Origin of the sequence: Bacillus sp. J41TS8, from assembly GCF_018333035.1 — a bacterium.
Lineage (GTDB): Bacteria > Bacillota > Bacilli > Bacillales > Bacillaceae > Bacillus > Bacillus paralicheniformis.
Window position 1 is genome coordinate 113,404 of sequence record NZ_BORF01000011.1, and the last position, 17,416, is coordinate 130,819.

Genomic DNA, 17,416 nt, shown 5'->3' on the forward strand with positions numbered 1-17,416 from the left:
GCCGCTAGCCTAGCGCGATCCGGCTCAGAGTGTTCCTCTTAATTTGAGTGTCCTGAACCAGGTTTTCTGATATGTCCGATTTAAACATGTATAAAACACTAGATAAACAGAAAAAAACAACCAATAAATCATGTTATTAAAAGTTGACATAGAAACCACTTCAAGCACATATGCTCACTTAATTAAAGAGCTACGAGAAAGAGATGAAAATGAAACTGCAAACATTTTTGAAGAAATGGCCGTCGTGGAGGCCGAAATTGCATAGGAAATTGAATAGGTGCTTGTGCAAAATTTGCGCAAAAAAATTTAAAAACATACCGGTTTCTAGCCAGTTCTTATAAAACACAAAACGCCCATAAATGTTGATATATCAACATTTATGGGCGTTTCGAATAAACTCATCGGCTCTCAAAAAGAGCTTAGGATACCGGTGGTCGGGGTCGAACCGACACTCCCGAAGGAACACGATTTTGAGTCGTGCAAAAACCTCATAGTTCCTCCGAAAGGCACACGGTCATTTATTCCGAACGTTTAGGCGATAGTTTGGCGCACTATCACTTTCCTTATCGCCTATGATACCTAAACTTCTGCGGAATGACAAGCGTTCTTATTCATAAAATGGCGAAATCACGCGTAACTATTCCGTGTTCGGACAGGACGTATTTATCTCCGTTTAGTCTTTCGATTGTTAAATCCATTCGTTAATCACCCACCTTTGACGCCGCTAATTCGTTGCTGAATGCGGAAATCTTCGTTGAATTTGCTTTGGATCAGATCGTACATCTTCTCCGCATCTTCTCTCGACCCACTTCCGCTATAATTAAGCGTAATATTAATCGGAGAAACGGAGTTATTTCCGGAAGCATAATCGTCTCTAGAAAAACTTAACGGTACGCTTCGGTTATACGCTGCGTCAACCGTATACGAGTAGTCCTGTGCGTCAAACAGAGCCGCGTTTGCCATTTCGTTAGCCGCCGCTTTGACTACGCCGATATTGCGCTCGATACCTACCGCAAGACCCATCGGAAGGAACTTACCGATTTCGTCACGGAATACGCGGGATGGTGAGTGAATTCCGAAGGTATCTTTAATATCCTTTGTGATTCCGCCCATAAAGTCGCCTATTTTTTGTCCGATCCAATCTTTCATGGACCAAATTCCGTCCCATAAACCATGCATTAGGTCTGCTCCGGCGTTGAAAATTTCGCCACTGTTGTCTATAATTGCGCCCGCAATTTCACCGACAATTTCCATACCCACTGAAAATAATTCCGGTAACAACTGCATAATCCCGTCAACTACCGCCATGAGAATTTGCATCCCGGCATCCAGTATTTCAGGAAGATGGTCTATCAAAGCCTGCGCAATAGCAAAGATGAGCTCTATCGCTGCCTCAATTAATTGCGGTAGGTTTTGGAGAATCCCGTCAATAAGAGCAAGCAGTAACTGAATCCCGGCATCAATGATTTTCGGCAAATTTTCGATTAACGCTTGCGCTATAGTAATGACTAGATAAATCGCCATTTCGATGAGCTGCGGAAGAATTTGAATGATGCCGTCAATCAAGCTATTTAGAATCTGGATACCGGCGTCAATAATCGTCGGCAAATTCTCAATAATTGCGTTTGCAAGCGCGAGTATTAGCTGCAACGCCGCTTCTATTAATTGCGGAAGAACCTGGATAATTCCAGAAATTAACGCATTTAAAATTTGTATTCCGGCCTGGATAATCATTGGCATAAGCGTTACGATCGTATTAATCAGCGTCGTCAGCATCGTTGTGGCCGCTTGGATGATCTGCGGTAGCGCCTCGACTATTCCTTGGATCAGTGAAGTCAGGATCAAAATACCGGCGCCGATCAGCGCAGGTAATAACGTAACGATCGCTTGAACTAACGAATTGATAATCTGAGTTACCGCCGTTAGAATACTCGGCAACGCTTGAGTAAATCCGTTCAACAAACCTTGGATGATCTGAATGCCCGCTTGTAAAATTATAGGTAGATTCGTGACGATCATATTGACGAAAGAATTCACAATATTAACCGCAGTATTGAGAATGGTCGGCATGTTCTGCTGAATGCCTTGCGCTATTGCCGGGAGGTATTTCGAACCCGCAACGATCAATCCCGGAATACCGCCGACTATGATTCCGATGATATTCGGAATGAATTCCGCGAACCCTGAGAAATCTCCGTTAAAGGCGTCAGATATTGCCTTTTTCAAATCCTCGAATGCGCCTCGGATAATTGCGACCCCTTTGACGACGACATTCGCAACAGAAGGCGGCAAAAGATTGTGTAAAGCGATTGAGCCTTTCGTGAAGTCGCCAGTTAGCGTTTCCGCGAGTCCTTTGAACAGCGCGGTCAAGTTTTTTACTACCGGAGTTACCTTCTGCCCCAGTTTGTTTCCTAAATCCTGAAGTTTTTCGCGGACCGTGTCGCTATTCTCGTAGACGTAGGCGAATGCGGCTGCTAATGCGATAACGGCGCCTATTCCCAGCGTGAACTGAAACATTGTTAGTAAAAGCGCTTTTCGGGTTGTGTTAAGTGCGAAGGCGAGTGTACCGAGACTGGACGAGAAGGAAGCGACTGCTGTTACTGTTGCTGCCGAAATCGCTATAAAGGCTACTAATCCAGTAACAATGGCCGCAGTTACTGCGATAAATTTCTTCGTACCATCACTCAGTTTGTTGAAGCGCTCAGTTAAATCAGCGATCTTGTCAGCCGCAGCCGAAACGTAGGGAGCAAGCTGATCCCCTATTGTTATCGCGAATGATTCGAACGCCCCGCTCAAATGTTCAAGAGAACCGCCGATACCTTCTTTCATTTGCTTTGCGGCTTTCGCTGCTGCGCCACCGGAGTTTTCTAGCTCTTTCGTAAACTCGCCCAACGCGTCGGGTCCCTTCGAAACAACCGCCATCATTCCGGTAACTGCTTCAGTACCGAATATGCTTGCGAGAGCCGCTGATTTCTGAGCGTCGGTCATGCCCGCCATACCTTTTTGTAGCTGGCCGATAATGTCTTTTAATGACCGGAAATTACCGTTTTGGTCAACAGTTGTTACGCCGAGATCCTCTAAGGTATTAGCCGCCCGCTTTGGTGGATCAACTAGCCGAAGTAAAGCAGATCGTAGCGTCGTACCCGCCTGCTCGCCCGCGAGTCCAGCATCGACCATTATCCCCGTAGCGGCCGCAAGTTCCTCCAATGATATGCCGAGCTGCGCCGCCGGTCCCGCTGCGTATTTGAAAGCGTACTGTAGTGATGTCATACCCGCAGCTGACTTATTCGCGGTCATCGCCAAGACATCAGCAACTCTCCCAGATTCGCTTGCTTTCATGTTGAAAGCGTTTAATGCCGATGTGATAGTGTCACTTGTTAAAGCAAGATCCTCACCCGAAGCCTCCGCGGCGGCTATAATTCCGGGCATGGCTCCAATGATCTTATTGGCGTCAAATCCTTTTGCGGCAAGTTCCGTCATAGCTCCCGCAACCTGCGATGATGTCATCGTAGTTGTAGAACCTAACTCTAACGCCGCATCCCGCATTTTCTGAAAATCGCTTCCGGTAGCCCCGGCAATTGCGCCAGCTTTTCGCATAGCAGTATCAAATTCGCCTGACGAAGATTATTCATTTACCCGATTCCCCCTTCTAAATAAAAAAAGCACCCTGGTTAGAGGTGCTTCGTGCATTATTCGATTCTCCCGCGTTCCCATGCTCGTTTTACTTCATCCTCAAAAATTCCATATTTATTTGGCCCGTTATCTCGATAAGTATAGATCGGATGATGTACTGATAGGCCCGGTTCATTTTGCTGCGCAATGCGGTCGGGTACATCTATCTCCTGTACAAGGTCATAATATTTTTTCTGACCGTCGGTAATTAAAAGGTCATAGTACGACTTGGCCGCCTCGAGATATTCTTGCTTCGCCTTTGCAATACGTTTCAGCACCTTTTCCTCATTAGCGTCTCTGTTTGCTCGAATTTCATCTCGGGCCATCTCTAAAATTTCAAGTTTAAGGCTGCTTGTTTTACCACTATTCAATCCGAAAACGACATTCTCGCGCTCTTTAGCCCCGTTTAACTCTAGCTGTAACTCGGCAACCCTCCGACGTGCTTCTCTTTCTTTCGTCCTGTTCGAATCAGAAGGATTGTCCGCCAGTTCCGCAATAGCTACCTTTAGCTCAGCCTCAGCCTCCGCCAATTCGTCCGCCACTTTTGCATTATGTCCGCGAATTCTCTCCGAGCCGCTTGCCGCCTTTTCTTCTAGCGCCTTCAATTCTGTTATTTTTTCCTGTAGCTTCTTAGAAAATTTCACCTAACCGTCTCCTTATCGAATGATTTTTTGAGAATTAAAAAAGAGATCGCGAAATATCTGCCATCTCCCTTTGACCGTCTTATTTTGTTCGAGTGAATCTAACGCATTGTCCAATGTTGATACTTCCTGCCACGTCGCGTCACCACCGCTGAAATCCGCAGAGGCCAGCTCGTGGGATGCGAACCGTTTTAGCATCCTGTTTGTCGTCTGACATAATGTCGGGTGCAACGAATCATCGATTCCCATCGTTTCAAAGACAATCGGCTGTAACAAAGGATGGTCGACGATTACCTTTAGTGATATTATACCCTCGATCTTAGCTGCCGATCTCAGCGCCCTTTGAAGCGCGATATGTCCGCAGTAAGACATGTCGTTACGTCGTTTCCCTAAGACGACAAATGTGCCGGCAGCCTTCTGGCCTTCGAAGTTGTGAAGCGTATAGGAAAAGACCGTCTCACGGCCGTCGCTGACCTGTGTTAAATAAAGCGTGTAGTTCATTCGGCTTCCCTGCTTTCTAACGCCTGGATACGTGTGTCAATTCGCATCAATTCCGCCGCCTCACGGCCTGATCCGGCGTATCCCCTGTAATTCGCTTTCTTCTCCTCATACAGACTCCGGAGTTCCTGCGCGGACATTCCTTCGTATGGATCTGAAGGTCGGCCGGCCTCGTAGTCGCCGTTTGAAATCTGTGAAGCTAGGTCTATGACGGCTCGCTTGGCTTCCCGGTACTCGGATTCGGTAACTGTACGAGAAGGTTTTAGCGTCCCTTCGTATTTGATCACCGTTTGTTTCGCATTAATTAGCTGCCTTTCCAGCTCTGCCCTTTTTTCTTTCCATTCACTCATTCGAAATCCCCCTCATTTCTGATCGCTCTTTCTTCTTTCAATAGTTCGGCCTCATATTCGTCAACCGATGTTTTTACCGGCCCCTCTATTACAAACGCGTCCTTTGCCCCGTAATGATAGGCCGAATCTGTCGCCGAATTGAACAACTCCCGGCGAAATTCAAGGTCGGTCAACTCGTCACCCCGGCTTACGGTAGAAAACACGATCAAACAGCCGTCACGATCCTTCACCTTATATGTGCCTTTTTCTAGGTTCAGTTCGATAAAAGTAACACCACCGGGCAACAGGTCCGTGAAGCCGCCGCCTTTTGGCTCGCGAATATATGTCGTTTCTGCGGTGCCGTAGTCTCCGTAATGATTGAACATTTTTAAGACGCAGAACATGCCGGTTCCCCCTTTTCGTATACGATTTTCGCTTCTTCTTCGTACGTCCGACATTCTAGCACCGCCCGCGAGACGTTTAGGTCACGGGTGCAGCCGGACGATCGGCGGATGATTTCTCCCGTTTCAGTGTCTACCGTAAGAGCTTCGGTAGGCTTAACGTATATCAGAACGTCATACAAAACTAACTCCCCTTCCGATGCAAAAATCGAATTCTAATAATAATATAGCCGGATGCCGTTTTTTGCATTTATAAAGCCCGTCATATCAACGTTTACAGACGTCTAAATCGTCATTCTTTTTCTTTGTCTATCACGATAATCACGATTCCTTCGCCGCCTATTTTCCTTTTCATTTTCAACCGCACATCCGGCGCAGTATTGTTGTCGGTTACTCTTGCGATCGAATCGATGGCCGCAACGTTTGCATTTTCCCGACCGGTTCGACTTGTTCCGTAACGGATGATCTGCCGGTAAGCATTCGAGATACTCCCGCATTAAAGCCGGCTCTGCGGGCAGAACGTTTCGCATAAAGTACGGACAGATATTCCCCGGCATTGAATCCGTTTTAATTTCAACGGTACACAAACCGCAACGCTGAAGATCGCAGGAACCGCCGATTTTATAGTTGGCGCAATGATTTCGGGCTAGACGGCCGAGTTTGCTTCGTGTCGAGTTAATCTTTCGCTGATTCATTTTACAACCTCCGTTTATGGGTAGAATTAAAGGCGCCGAAAAAAAGGCATAAAAAAAGCATTAGCCAAAGTGACTAATGCAAGATTTTATTTGAACAGTACCTTTATGGAGTCTAGCTCTTTAGCTGGGCCACCAAAAACAACGTTAGGATTTACAACCACAATCTTTTTTCTTTTGTCGTTAGGATCGGGCGGCAACCAAAAAACCGGCTTACCATTCAGATTAACACTCTCTAAGGTCTGTCTTAGTTTATTGGAATCTTTATAATCAAGTAAGGCGGATAGTTTATCTAAGTGCATTTTGTTAAGTCGTTCCGTGTCCGTCTCATCTGGATTAAAACATACGATATTTGTTTTCAGATTCAAAAACGGAAGAACCATATAGACAATAGATAACTTTTTTGCCGCCCGGCCGCTATAATTCTCGTACAGCTCTCGGATTGTCTTTCGGTACATCTTTATTCGGGAAGTTTCGGCAGGTTTTCCTCGGACTTTTCCGCGATGGAATAGAAAAGGAGTTAACTCGATAACGCCTTCTTCGTTTTCTATAAGAATCTCGGCCGCCGTCATCCTCTTATAAAAATCCCGAAAATTATTAGCGCTCAAGCCGAGAATCTTTCGGAGGCCGGACTTATCGATCTTACGTCCGTTGTCATGAGAAAGTTGCTGATTCTCAAACCCGACAAATGTAGCGATGAACATCAGGCGCGCAAGGTCCGGTTCTTTGACAGTTGTATAATCGTCTAGGAACGATTTGCACGTTTTGTAAAAAGCCCACGTAAAGCCGCCATTCTCAGCGTCATGCCCTCCCGCATTCCTTGTAATTCTATAGCCCTCATTCGAGCGTCCTGATGTTTTAGGGGCCACCTCAAAATAATCCGAGACGTCGTTCCCTTCTCTGTCGTAAATTCTCCCATCTTCGAGCTTTCCGTTCTCTTTCAAGTCAAAAAAGCGTTTTTTTGACCTCGGTGTTAGTCCTTTCCACGCTCTTTGTTCATCCAACAGACTTCCCATCTTCGAACATCCCCCTTGCTCTCTTTTGTGCCGTGTTTCCTTCACATGAAAATACAAATGTTATATAATAGACATCTAATAATAGAGGATAAATACCTCCTCACTCTTTTATAAATACTGTCACTTTGTGACCTTTTTTCTTATTCTCGATAATCTTTTTCTAACAACTTCATGGCTTACATCCAGTTTTTCTGCTATATATTTTTTTATTATCCTGATCTCTCCATAGATGTTACACGTATATGGGGCGACATTCCCCACTGCTTTATCTTCTTTGACTACCTCCAAAATCTGATCGATAAACTCATTTTCACCTTTTGTTAGTTGATCTCTGCAATCACTAAAATCTAAACCTAATATTGTCTCTATGAGATACTCATCATCTGGAAAGTATGGTTTTAAACTAAAACTCTCAAGATCTCCGTTGATTTTCCTACGTATGCGCCGCATACCATTCCTTTTTATTTCGGCATCAATCAATTTACTACGAATAGCTCTGTTAATATACTTAACTATTTCGCGTTCGCTTCGAGAAGTATCAACCCTTACCAATGCATACTCAATAGCTTTCGCTGCAACCTCAAGAATTTCTTTTTTCAATTGTTCTTTTTGAGGCTCGATATCGGCTGTCGCTTGTTTATGCTTGTGGTATAATTCTTCGAAATACAACCTATCTGATAAACTACAAAATTCCTCTAAGCGTAAAAGAATTTCATCAAGAAGAGGTTCTAGTTGTAGAAAAAGACTCTCCGTTATTTCAAAATAGCTTACATATGAATCGCCGCCCGACTCTACATTCGCTTCGAAATCTATGCAGACATCATATTTTAGTATCGATAAAAATCGATTAAAAGAATCTGTTTCGTTCTTGGTAATCGGTTTTTCAGACTTAATATGCCGCGATATTAAGGTGTATATTGCTTTTATTGAGTAAGCTATATAGGATTCCGGATCTTTTAAATTGATTCGTATTCCTCCAGACGGTGTACCGTCCTTAACTCTATGACGGCTCGGATCTTCCATGAAGTTTGTATCGAATTTATCTAAAATATCTTGGATAATTCTCTTATCATCTGAACTTTGAAATACTCTGATTTTATTTATGAACTCCGACATTTTATTCCCCCTCTTAAATGCCCTGCTTTTTCGGTGTTTTTTTTGCTATTTACCCTGCTTTTTCGGTGTGGACATAACCATTCAGAATCCTTAGAGCGCCAACGATTTCAGCCATTTTTGTTTGATCTAGGATATATATATCAGTCATATCATATCTTTAAAACTAAATCGCAACAAGAGGATACGGATAGAAATTCAAACCCTAGCGCCCTCATTCGCTTACGCTCATTTGGACGCGCCATTATTTTTTAAAAGATATTAATCGCGATAGAAAATAAATGAATATCCGCGGACAACGGAGCCACGGTTTAAGTGGCGAAGTTGGACGCTAGGCCTTACTTCTCAGCGTCATACCATCGATAAGACTAACCGGAACTACATGCGTAGCCCCGGATCGCCCTTCTATAATGTAGTCGTTTCGGCTGCGTCCTTTAATCCGGCCAACCATCGCCTTTGACGAAAGCCACGTCAATCCGTCAGATCGCGTTCCCCAATAACGTACTTTTTCGCCTACTCTAAACATCGGCAATTACCCCCTCATTATTAACTACAAATACACTTCCGGATTGGCACATTTTAGATATAAGGCACAAGTGCGCGCTCCAACTCGGTCCTTTCCTTCCTCAACGCAGACCTTTCGTTGTGCAGCCGTTTGTTTTCGGGGCAGAGCTGGGCCAGGCGTCTTTTTATTCGCAGCTCTTCGTCACCGGTGGCCTCTATTAAAGCCAGCCGCCGCCTAGCAATCTCGTAACTGTTTGCGTGGAAGTCCACCTCAATCTCGCACCATTTGCGATGAACTGCGTCTCTTTCCGCAATTAAGGCGTTACGTGTCGCTTCTTTCAACGTTTGCAGGACGTCATCAGACAAAGCGTGCGGAGACTGAAGCGCATAGTCCGCCGGGAAAACGTCTAAGATCGTGCCATTTTCCGCAATGACCAGGCGCACCTGTTCGCGAGGATTATCATAAACGGACTGGCTGCCGTTTGTTGATTCGAGCGACCAGACGAACGAAGCGCCTTGAGCATACTTCTGTAATACGTTTTGTGCCTGCGCTTTTGAAAGGCCGAGGCGCGCCGTTGCTTTTTTAACTGCCGCTTTAGAAACTGTATACTGCATCATCGTGAACCCTCCCCAATTTAAATCCAATCCGAACGAAATCAGTAAACGATATATTTGCGAGCTCAGAAACATCGATTTTACGGAGGTCTGCGTCGACCTTTGACGTGTCTACCATAAAAAACCGAGGGTAGTTGTTTTCGTAAAGATGGTATCCATCGCTCTTTTTTTCTAATCGGTTAGTTTCATAAAACACCAGCCCGTCATCCGAATACATTCCAATGATATCGGCGCTGATTAACCAGGCGTCCGAGATTTCGTGTACTTCTTGTTTTGTATCAAACGCGATTCCATGATAATGCAACTTCACTGCCTGCGGTTGAAATTTTCCCGTCATGCCGGCCGCACCTCCTCACCGAAAAGCTCTCGTGCTACCGTGACGCCAATTTCGGCACAGCCTGCGAATGCTCTCCGGGACACTTGCGGCAGGAGTTCGAAAAATTCTTCCGGGTTTAGGTTTACAAATTCGTCTGAGCCTGCGGGGTAGATGTTCCACCAACCCATAATTGTTTTTCTATAGTAAACGTTCATTCTCCGACTACCTCCTTTAATTGTCCGCCAAGATGAGCCAACAGTTCGACCGTATTCATATTCGCAACAGATTCGAGGTCCATTTCCGAATCAGAGACGTATGTTAGATCGTAAATCAGTTCCGTACGCTTGCCGATTTCTGAGCCGTAAGGACCGTGATATAGTCGATAAAGATGTAGCCACTCCTCGTCTATATAAAGTACATAGTCGCGACCTACGTTTAAGACCTCAACCTGTTCGCGGCTTTCCTCACCGGTGTCCGAATATATGACAACGAAATCTACGGTCATTTTCTTCGGTTGTTCCCCTGCGTCAATCCATGTTAATTCGCTCATAGCGTCTCCTCCTTTTTTTGCGCCAAAAATAGCATGAAATCGAGTACAGGCATTTTCGCGATCTCCTCCGTTGTTAAGCCGAAATTAAATCCGACAGGAAATTCGAGCGGCAGATCGTACAGGACTTCGCACTTTTCGCCGATTTCCCATTCGCCCTCTTTGCCGCGCATCCTATAAAGCGTGAGATATGCTTCGTTCACTTCGAACGCGATATCAGATCCAAGGTGAAGCACTTCGGTAGGCTCTCGATAATCGACGGCCCCCGTTTTCGGATCGTACAGGACGAAATCCACGGTTAGTAATTCACAATGACGGTTGTCGGTAATTTGATTATTCAATTCTTCCACCTCTATCTTACTTCTGTAGTAAAACCTGTCGAGTTAATAATATTACTTCAGGAGTAAAACGTCAAGAGTTTTTCTCGATGTTTTCAAAAAATGTTTTACTACTGTCGTTTTACTTGTATAATACGATTAGAATCAAATTTATGGAGGATTAGTTAAAATGGGTTTTAGATTTAATTTGAACGATATACTGGACGAGTTAGGAATTACTAAGAATAAATTAGCTGTTGAGGCAAAAGTGCGGCCAGCAACTATCGGGGATCTTTGTGAGGGGAAAACCAAAAGATTAGAACTTGAAACAATTGAGAAGATCTTAAATGTATTAAATGACTTCTCACAAACTAAGACATACACAATAGACGACATCATTCTTTACAAGTCGGATATACAGGATTAAGTTCAAATGATGTTTGAAGAAGAAAAACAAGAGTGGCTTCTTTTTAAAGAAAGGAAGTTAAATGTCCGAGTATTCAAGGTTAATTCTACATATGAGGTGCATGCATCGATTATCGGAAAAAGTACATACACAGATCGCGGCCTTGAAAAATGGTCGACTATTGTGGAAGCTATGAGGGCATTAATAAAAAATAAATACACAACATTAGAAGAAAACAAAAGCCCGACTCGATTGAGCGGGCTGTCTATTTTTTAATTTTAGTTTTTTCGATCTCATCATCATAGATGGTATAGGACTGTATCTCCTTATTAGGAGGATCATATATTCCTTGGAATTTGCTTTCCTTATCTCCGTTTAAATATCCTTCTACCCTGATACCCCCCATCGGACTTATGTAATAGTCATTAGAAAAACTAACATCTTTAACTCCTCTGTAATTTTCATACAAAAACTTCTCCATATGTTCTTGAGCTTCTTTAACAAAAGCAATCTCTTTTTCTTTTTGATCATGCTGATACTTCATAATAAATCCTCCAACTGCTATAATTATTAAAATAAGGATAATTATGTACTTTTTCTTTTTCAAAGAAACCAACCCTTTCATATCCTAATTTTACAAAAATAAAGAGGCGATGTATATGACCAACGACATAAAAGTGCCAAATGTATCAGATAAAACTTATTTCATTCTTAATAGAGAGGCCTACGACCGCAAACGGTTGGACGATCTAATGAAGTCTGGAAAACCAATACAAACCGAAAAGAATTCGTATTGGTACGTAGAAAAAATTAAAAGGGATAACGATACAGGACTCGACGCGGTTGTTGTATCTCAAGGAAAAAAGACTAAAAACGGAGATTGGGTTAGATCCGATTCCCCCGAAAACGTTGTCATAGCCTTCGCGGGAACTGATCCTAAAAGCCAATTCTTCCAGGATGTCATTGATGCTGACGGCGGAAACGTTGTGATGGGAATTGACCCGAAAAAGAAGGAACACTACATAGTCGAAAAAGATGCGAAAGGTACTTCTAAAACACTCGGAAAATATAACGGAACTCCGTCACAAGACTCGATGCTTAGCACCGGTAACTACAAATTAATTACGAAAACGTCCCAAATCGGTCAAGCGAACGATCTGGTACGGGAAGTTAAACAAAAGTATAAAGGCACCTCGACGGTTATTTCAACAACCGGGCACTCGCTTGGCGGCGCAGAGGCTGAATATAGCGCGGTCAACAACAATATCTATGCCGTAGCGTTTAACAGCCCTTCCATCGTTCACCTGCACTCTGAGGAGCAGCAAAAGAAAATTAATAACGGTGAATATGACCGGTCCATAAAATCAATTATCAATCCGGATGATATGGTCGGGGCCGGCTGGTGGAACGAGTATGACCGGCACAATGGAACGACAATTTATACGAAGGACCCCGAATTATCAAATGCGGTGCGCGAGGCGAGAATGCAGGGCGATGTATTCCAACAAATCGGGCAAAACGCTGCGTACTTCTTTCAGACAGCGATCTTAGGGATGCCTGATACGCATTGGGTCGGCAGCAATAATTTCTCTTTCGATGAAGACGGCAACGTTCAAAATATAGAAGGCGATAAGCTCGTCTACGACAAAAATTTAAAAGCGATGCTGCCGCCGGAGGTTGCTTCCGGAAGCGGTGCGATCAAAGTTACGCCCGAAGTCGCTAAACAGCTTGCGGAAAAAGTAAATGCGATCATAAACGACCTTCGCACGATGAAACGAGAAGCGGAAAACGCCTATCAGGAACATGATGCCGCGATAAACGATCTGAAATACGATACCTATCGCCAGGTCGGCCACGGCTTATACGATCAGCTTTCACTTGAGGATGTGAACAATACGCTGAATGATTTGGCGCAGTCGTTTGATAAAAAAGGAAATCCGCTGTTTTACGATGTTGATGCCGAAGCGGCCTATATCGCATCACTACAGGACACGATTTCAGATTTAGAGGAAATCAGCGGCTATCTCGGGCAAATCGCAAAAGATTTCAAATCAAAGGACAAGATGCTGGCAAGATGGCTAAAGCTATAGGAGTGTAGTAAATGGATACGATAGATAACTTCATCAAAAAGTTTTGTTTGGTCGTCTGCAAACGGCAGATACGTTTGAATGAATAGATCGTCATTCGCAACATAGCCGCCCGTTTTTCTGATTGTCGGGATGACTTCGTGAGTGATCCAGCGTTTTAAATTTTTAAGTGTTTCCACGCGGTGTTGGAATTTTTCTTCCGTCATATGTGATTTTTTCTGTGGTTGCATAGTGAACAAAAGAGAGTACAGCCCCGACTCATTCACTACAGTCATTTGTTGCGATCCGCCAGGGGTAGTCACAGGTGACACACCCTTTTCATCATCATCCAGTCTGGATAAGGGCGTCACGATGTCGGTGATTGAGGGTGTGTCATTTCAAATGACGCCCTAATGAATCGGTGAGGTAAACTTTACTTACCTCGTCTTCGTCGAGACGAGATAGAGGCGCCAAAATAGGCGTCTTTCTTTTTGCGCAACAGCACGGACTCCGTGACGATTTAAACACCCGGAAACGCTGATTTAACGGGCTTTTAACATGCAGAATCGAAGGTGCCACTATATTCATATTCAAACGTTGATTTTGACGTCCTAAACCGTCATGACCCTCCGAATTTTATCCCGTTATATCAAAAGCCAAAGTGATTTTTTGATATGTGCGTTTAAAATGTGCCTGGAGCGCCGGCTTGGCTCTGACCTCCCCCGCCCCTCTTTTTTATCCCCCGACTTTAAAATTTTGCAAGAAATGATCGGTAGTCCGGAGGCGCTTTCCCTTTCGATTCACCCCCGCCCTCATAACGCAACAAAAAAAGCCGGCCATATGACCGACTATAATGAGAAGTCTTCTAATGTCGCTTGTACCTCATCGTCTGTTATTCCGATATATTTGAGCGTTATAGATGGCGCGGAGTGATTGAATAGAGTCTGAAGTGTTGCGACATCTTTGTTGCGCTTGTAATGGTGGTATCCAAACGTCTTGCGCATCGTGTGCGTACCAACATCATCCCGACCTAGCATTGACGCAGCCTTTGTCAGTAATCGATATGCCTGTGTTGTTGTTATATGGCTGTTACCCTTGCGGCTAGGAAATAGGAAATCATCATCTTCCATGCCGTATGTATATTCGTTTATCTCGTCCTGCAACGCCTTATTTAAATAGAACCTTTTTATTTTTCCGGTCTTCTTCTCACGAATTATAACATGCTGTTTCCCGCGGACATCCCCAACTTTTCGCGATACAATATCACTCGCCCTCAATCCCGTATTAATGCCAAATACAAAAAGGAATCGATCTCGCTCTTTTCCGAACCTTCTAAGCGCCCATTTCATATCGTTTATTTCGCCGATCGTGCGTAGTGGCTGCACGTTCTTTTCATCCATTTTAATACCTCCAATGTACGAAAACGTATCTTCATTTATACGTTATCACATCGGTTCTTTAAAATCAACGTTTTGAATGTACGAAAATATCTAAAAACGTACATTCGTTTGATAGGTCGGAGTTTTGACGGGCTGTCCGTCGTGAACGCGAAAGCTACCGAAACTTTACACGCGTAACATTTCGATACATGATAAATCGTAATTATTCCGCTTTTCTTCTATTATATTGTCTGCGGCCCTTTCGATGTTACAACGCGGTCAAAACGTCAAGAATCGTAAAGTGTTTGAGGGGTCGCGCGCAAGGGGGTTTCAGCTGGTGTGTACTGTTTGGTCTTCGCAAATTGCGACGTTCAATCTATTCCGCTTGTAGGAACGATTCGAACTCCGCCAATAGTCCACGATTTTCACGGGCTTTTACCGTCCATGCGGCTTGACGGAAGCTAGCGTATAGGTAGTCGTCACAAATTGTGACGAGAAGAAGACGCGATTGTGTTCCTCCGAAATTCGGACAATCAAAATAAAAATCGTGCGCACCGCCAATCGTCCACAAAGTGGACAATAGGATCAACCTCCGCCTCTTTTTTTGTTTGCGACAAATTGTCGTAATTAAACGTCCTCCAACGCCACCCAAACGATCTCCTTAAACGGTATGTCAACGCCTTTTAAAATCCGCGTCTTCCAGCAATCGCCCCAATTTGGGGCGATTAAATTACACCTCGAGGAACGTCTACCGACTAATACAACGGTACGAATTGATTGTCGCAAATTGCGACGAACAAGCGTCTCTCCTCGAAGACCTTCCCGTCTCACTAACGCCTACAGAGATACACTCTGTCCTTCTGATTCACCGCAAATTTCGGTAATTAAAGCGTCTCGAATCGCATTTCATATAACCGATCTAACATCCGGTCCAGAACGCCGTTATAATAGCCGGCAAGATTCCGAATGTGCTTGCGCTTTGTCGCAACGAACGTCTGACGCACGGCTTCCCGCCCAATTTCTTCTAGCGTCTCGGAATCATATGCGCCCTTTAAATACGACGTATGCGCAAGGTAAATACCGTATAGCCGGTTCGTCAGCTTCCGATCGCTTACAAACGATTCGACCACAGCTTTGAACGCACTATACGTATTACGTAGTAATTTATTTACGCTTTTAGGAATAACAGTTTCGCTTGCGTTTTTCGGCGCGGCGGCCGTTGTCTCCGTTGGCTTGTCCGATGTCGAACGGGGTTGCATTTGCAGAGTAGCATCGTTGTTGTCAGCGGGTTTATTCGGGTTCACAGCGCTATTATCAGCCGGCAAAATCACGTACATATTGGCGCCGTTGCCGCCGGAAACCGGCCGGAATTTCGTTTCCTTGCGGATGATGCCGCAGTCTATTAGTCGTTTAATTGCCCGGATGACTGTGACGCGGTGCCGGCCGATCAAGTCCGCGATCGATTGCAGCTTCAAATACGCCACACCCGGCGTTTTGCAGGCATGACGCGACAGCACCTTGAGAACCTCGATTGCGGCCGGTGTTAGGTCGGATTTATTGCGGTAGATATGCGTGCGGATGGCGTCGTTAAGCTCGTCCACAGAACGGAAAGACGCCATTTTAGCGGATTCTTTCGTGTACATTCGGTTTTCTCTCCTCGGAGACATACCGACCCATATCGGAAAATTAGGCGCACTCAAATAAACGTTGACTAGAACGCTTTTTTTCGATAGGATAGACGTAGGGTGTGGCGTGCTATCTATCGGATTTATTTCCGACGGGTGGTCGTCTTTTTTTTTGTTTTTATAAGTTGTTGAGCGGCGAAAATTCTTTGTGACGATCGTAAACATCAGAAGCATAAAGATTAACGTATACTCGAACCATTTCCATCGTTGAGTGCCCGAGTATCTTCTGTAGTTCAAACACGCCAGCTCCATTCATAACTGACATTTTAGCGAATGTATGCCTCAAAGTATGCGGGCTGCATCTTACGCCTTTAATTTTCGCCTTCTTACCGTATTTCCCAACTAACTTTTGTAAAGCGCCCCTCTTCATTGGAGTCCCATCGATTGTTACAAATAAATGATCTGTTTCACATGTTCCACGTATCTTTAAATACCTTCTTAATTGCTCCTTCATCCTTGCTTGTATAGGTACATACCTATGAAAGTGGTTTTTTGTCTCTCTAATAAAGATGGTTCCTTCACTTAGCTTTACATCTTCAAGCAAAATCCCCGCAGCTTCACTTAGTCGTATTCCTGTTTCCAATAACAACAGCATATATGTGTAATCACGAAGACCGGTAAAAGTACGTTTGTCAGGAGCGTTCAATAGCTGCCGAAGCTGTTTTAAAGAAAACGTCTCTATATTGCCCTTCCGTTCCCTTAGTAGCGGATATTTCTTCATTGGATTATTCGCGATATATTTATTCTCTTCCAGATACCCAAATAAGGCTCTCATAGATCGCAAACGTGTATTTATAGACCCATTTTGCCTACCGGATTCTTTCAAATAATCAACGTACTCATCGATATCAGCGCGCACGATCCCCGAAATTAAGTCACCCTTTTCCTGCTGCATAATCCAATTACGAAAATGATTATTCTCGCGATGGTAATATGTGATCGTATCCTTACGCAAACTCTTCCGCTTTGCGTCAGCCAAGAAAAGCCTAATCGCACCGTCTATTGTTAAAGTGTTGTATTCGATCGGCTCAACCGCGATATCCACCTCGCGGGCATTTAAACGATTACTTCTTCGTTTAGACATAAAAAAAATCGCCTCCCTTCTGTTTAAAGGAAAGCGATAGGCACACGACCATTTGCCGTGACGTTTAACGCAAAAAAGCGACGATAAATCAGCGAATAATACGCCGAAATACCGTCGCTTTTGCGTTCTAGGATA

Annotated in this window: 19 protein-coding genes and 1 pseudogene; 3 read left to right on the plus strand and 17 right to left on the minus strand. The window is 44.2% G+C overall.

Annotated features, from left to right (window positions below; genetic code table 11):
- Positions 1–705 precede the first annotated feature (705 nt).
- The 13 genes and pseudogenes from KI350_RS15385 to KI350_RS15445 form a co-directional block, all read right to left on the minus strand.
- A pseudogene (locus KI350_RS15385) lies at positions 706–3,600 on the minus strand (phage tail tape measure protein); the annotation flags it as partial.
- Between the two features lie 89 nt (positions 3,601–3,689).
- Entirely contained in the window at positions 3,690–4,316 is a 627-nt protein-coding gene (locus KI350_RS15390; RefSeq protein ID WP_212930519.1) for a hypothetical protein, read from the minus strand.
- A 12-nt stretch (positions 4,317–4,328) separates the two neighbouring features.
- On the minus strand, positions 4,329–4,814 hold the full coding sequence (locus tag KI350_RS15395) for a hypothetical protein (protein ID WP_212930520.1): 486 nt from the start codon (positions 4,812–4,814) through the stop codon (positions 4,329–4,331).
- Positions 4,811–5,161 (minus strand): hypothetical protein, encoded by a 351-nt coding sequence (locus tag KI350_RS15400; protein ID WP_006640665.1) that lies wholly within the window; start codon positions 5,159–5,161, stop codon positions 4,811–4,813. Before KI350_RS15400 ends, KI350_RS15395 begins: the two co-directional genes overlap by 4 nt.
- On the minus strand, positions 5,158–5,544 hold the full coding sequence (locus KI350_RS15405; RefSeq protein WP_212930521.1) for a hypothetical protein: 387 nt from the start codon (positions 5,542–5,544) through the stop codon (positions 5,158–5,160). Before KI350_RS15405 ends, KI350_RS15400 begins: the two co-directional genes overlap by 4 nt.
- A 778-nt stretch (positions 5,545–6,322) precedes the next feature.
- Positions 6,323–7,249, minus strand: a complete 927-nt coding sequence (locus KI350_RS15410) for a hypothetical protein (RefSeq protein WP_212930522.1) — start codon at positions 7,247–7,249, stop codon at positions 6,323–6,325.
- 120 nt (positions 7,250–7,369) lie between these two features.
- Positions 7,370–8,365, minus strand: a complete 996-nt coding sequence (locus KI350_RS15415; protein WP_006640661.1) for a hypothetical protein — start codon at positions 8,363–8,365, stop codon at positions 7,370–7,372.
- A gap of 328 nt (positions 8,366–8,693) precedes the next feature.
- The gene (locus KI350_RS15420) at positions 8,694–8,888 is read right to left on the minus strand and encodes a hypothetical protein (RefSeq protein ID WP_006640660.1); all 195 of its coding nucleotides are present in this window, start codon (positions 8,886–8,888) and stop codon (positions 8,694–8,696) included.
- A 53-nt stretch (positions 8,889–8,941) separates the two neighbouring features.
- A complete protein-coding gene (locus KI350_RS15425) occupies positions 8,942–9,484 on the minus strand; it encodes a hypothetical protein (protein ID WP_212930523.1) in 543 nt (180 codons plus the stop codon).
- On the minus strand, positions 9,462–9,818 hold the full coding sequence (locus tag KI350_RS15430; protein WP_212930524.1) for a hypothetical protein: 357 nt from the start codon (positions 9,816–9,818) through the stop codon (positions 9,462–9,464). Before KI350_RS15430 ends, KI350_RS15425 begins: the two co-directional genes overlap by 23 nt.
- Entirely contained in the window at positions 9,815–10,012 is a 198-nt protein-coding gene (locus KI350_RS15435) for a hypothetical protein (protein ID WP_212930525.1), read from the minus strand. The genes KI350_RS15430 and KI350_RS15435 overlap by 4 nt, the downstream gene beginning before the upstream one ends.
- Positions 10,009–10,347, minus strand: a complete 339-nt coding sequence (locus KI350_RS15440) for a hypothetical protein (protein WP_212930526.1) — start codon at positions 10,345–10,347, stop codon at positions 10,009–10,011. The genes KI350_RS15435 and KI350_RS15440 overlap by 4 nt, the downstream gene beginning before the upstream one ends.
- A complete protein-coding gene (locus KI350_RS15445; protein WP_212930527.1) occupies positions 10,344–10,685 on the minus strand; it encodes a hypothetical protein in 342 nt (113 codons plus the stop codon). Before KI350_RS15445 ends, KI350_RS15440 begins: the two co-directional genes overlap by 4 nt.
- Before the next feature lie 166 nt (positions 10,686–10,851).
- On the opposite strand from KI350_RS15445, the gene KI350_RS15450 reads away from it, so the two are divergent.
- Entirely contained in the window at positions 10,852–11,088 is a 237-nt protein-coding gene (locus tag KI350_RS15450; RefSeq protein ID WP_212930528.1) for a helix-turn-helix domain-containing protein, read from the plus strand.
- A gap of 6 nt (positions 11,089–11,094) precedes the next feature.
- Positions 11,095–11,343, plus strand: coding sequence for a hypothetical protein (locus KI350_RS15455; RefSeq protein WP_212930529.1), 249 nt, complete (start codon positions 11,095–11,097; stop codon positions 11,341–11,343).
- On the opposite strand, the gene KI350_RS15460 is transcribed toward KI350_RS15455, so the two are convergent.
- Positions 11,333–11,674: a DUF1433 domain-containing protein gene (locus KI350_RS15460; protein WP_212930530.1), complete on the minus strand. Its 342-nt coding sequence runs from the start codon at positions 11,672–11,674 to the stop codon at positions 11,333–11,335. The two genes, KI350_RS15455 and KI350_RS15460, sit on opposite strands and share 11 nt — an antisense overlap.
- A gap of 52 nt (positions 11,675–11,726) precedes the next feature.
- Between KI350_RS15460 and KI350_RS15465 the strand changes: the two genes are divergently transcribed.
- The gene (locus tag KI350_RS15465; RefSeq protein WP_212930531.1) at positions 11,727–13,157 is read left to right on the plus strand and encodes a lipase; all 1,431 of its coding nucleotides are present in this window, start codon (positions 11,727–11,729) and stop codon (positions 13,155–13,157) included.
- Between the two features lie 824 nt (positions 13,158–13,981).
- Here KI350_RS15465 and KI350_RS15475 read toward each other — a convergent pair.
- From KI350_RS15475 to KI350_RS15485, 3 genes are all read right to left on the minus strand, one after another.
- Positions 13,982–14,533: a site-specific integrase gene (locus tag KI350_RS15475; protein WP_096748043.1), complete on the minus strand. Its 552-nt coding sequence runs from the start codon at positions 14,531–14,533 to the stop codon at positions 13,982–13,984.
- A gap of 863 nt (positions 14,534–15,396) precedes the next feature.
- Positions 15,397–16,155, minus strand: coding sequence for a helix-turn-helix domain-containing protein (locus KI350_RS15480; protein WP_212930532.1), 759 nt, complete (start codon positions 16,153–16,155; stop codon positions 15,397–15,399).
- A 160-nt stretch (positions 16,156–16,315) separates the two neighbouring features.
- Positions 16,316–17,281 carry a tyrosine-type recombinase/integrase gene (locus KI350_RS15485; RefSeq protein WP_006640647.1) on the minus strand — a complete coding sequence of 322 codons (966 nt, stop codon included), beginning with the start codon at positions 17,279–17,281 and terminating at the stop codon, positions 16,316–16,318.
- Between the last annotated feature and the right edge of the window lie 135 nt (positions 17,282–17,416).

Bases quoted from the DNA above. Each gene is read 5' to 3' on its own strand.
- KI350_RS15480 (WP_212930532.1), bottom strand. From the start codon at position 16,155: ATGTACACGAAAGAATCCGCTAAAATGGCGTCTTTCCGTTCTGTGGAC.
- KI350_RS15440 (WP_212930526.1), bottom strand. From the start codon at position 10,347: ATGAGCGAATTAACATGGATTGACGCAGGGGAACAACCGAAGAAAATG.
- KI350_RS15475 (WP_096748043.1), bottom strand. From the start codon at position 14,533: ATGGATGAAAAGAACGTGCAGCCACTACGCACGATCGGCGAAATAAAC.
- KI350_RS15420 (WP_006640660.1), bottom strand. From the start codon at position 8,888: ATGTTTAGAGTAGGCGAAAAAGTACGTTATTGGGGAACGCGATCTGAC.
- KI350_RS15430 (WP_212930524.1), bottom strand. From the start codon at position 9,818: ATGACGGGAAAATTTCAACCGCAGGCAGTGAAGTTGCATTATCATGGA.
- KI350_RS15450 (WP_212930528.1), top strand. From the start codon at position 10,852: ATGGGTTTTAGATTTAATTTGAACGATATACTGGACGAGTTAGGAATT.
- KI350_RS15405 (WP_212930521.1), bottom strand. From the start codon at position 5,544: ATGTTCTGCGTCTTAAAAATGTTCAATCATTACGGAGACTACGGCACC.
- KI350_RS15435 (WP_212930525.1), bottom strand. From the start codon at position 10,012: ATGAACGTTTACTATAGAAAAACAATTATGGGTTGGTGGAACATCTAC.
- KI350_RS15425 (WP_212930523.1), bottom strand. From the start codon at position 9,484: ATGATGCAGTATACAGTTTCTAAAGCGGCAGTTAAAAAAGCAACGGCG.
- KI350_RS15395 (WP_212930520.1), bottom strand. From the start codon at position 4,814: ATGAACTACACGCTTTATTTAACACAGGTCAGCGACGGCCGTGAGACG.
- KI350_RS15485 (WP_006640647.1), bottom strand. From the start codon at position 17,281: ATGTCTAAACGAAGAAGTAATCGTTTAAATGCCCGCGAGGTGGATATC.
- KI350_RS15455 (WP_212930529.1), top strand. From the start codon at position 11,095: ATGATGTTTGAAGAAGAAAAACAAGAGTGGCTTCTTTTTAAAGAAAGG.
- KI350_RS15415 (WP_006640661.1), bottom strand. From the start codon at position 8,365: ATGTCGGAGTTCATAAATAAAATCAGAGTATTTCAAAGTTCAGATGAT.
- KI350_RS15465 (WP_212930531.1), top strand. From the start codon at position 11,727: ATGACCAACGACATAAAAGTGCCAAATGTATCAGATAAAACTTATTTC.
- KI350_RS15410 (WP_212930522.1), bottom strand. From the start codon at position 7,249: ATGGGAAGTCTGTTGGATGAACAAAGAGCGTGGAAAGGACTAACACCG.
- KI350_RS15400 (WP_006640665.1), bottom strand. From the start codon at position 5,161: ATGAGTGAATGGAAAGAAAAAAGGGCAGAGCTGGAAAGGCAGCTAATT.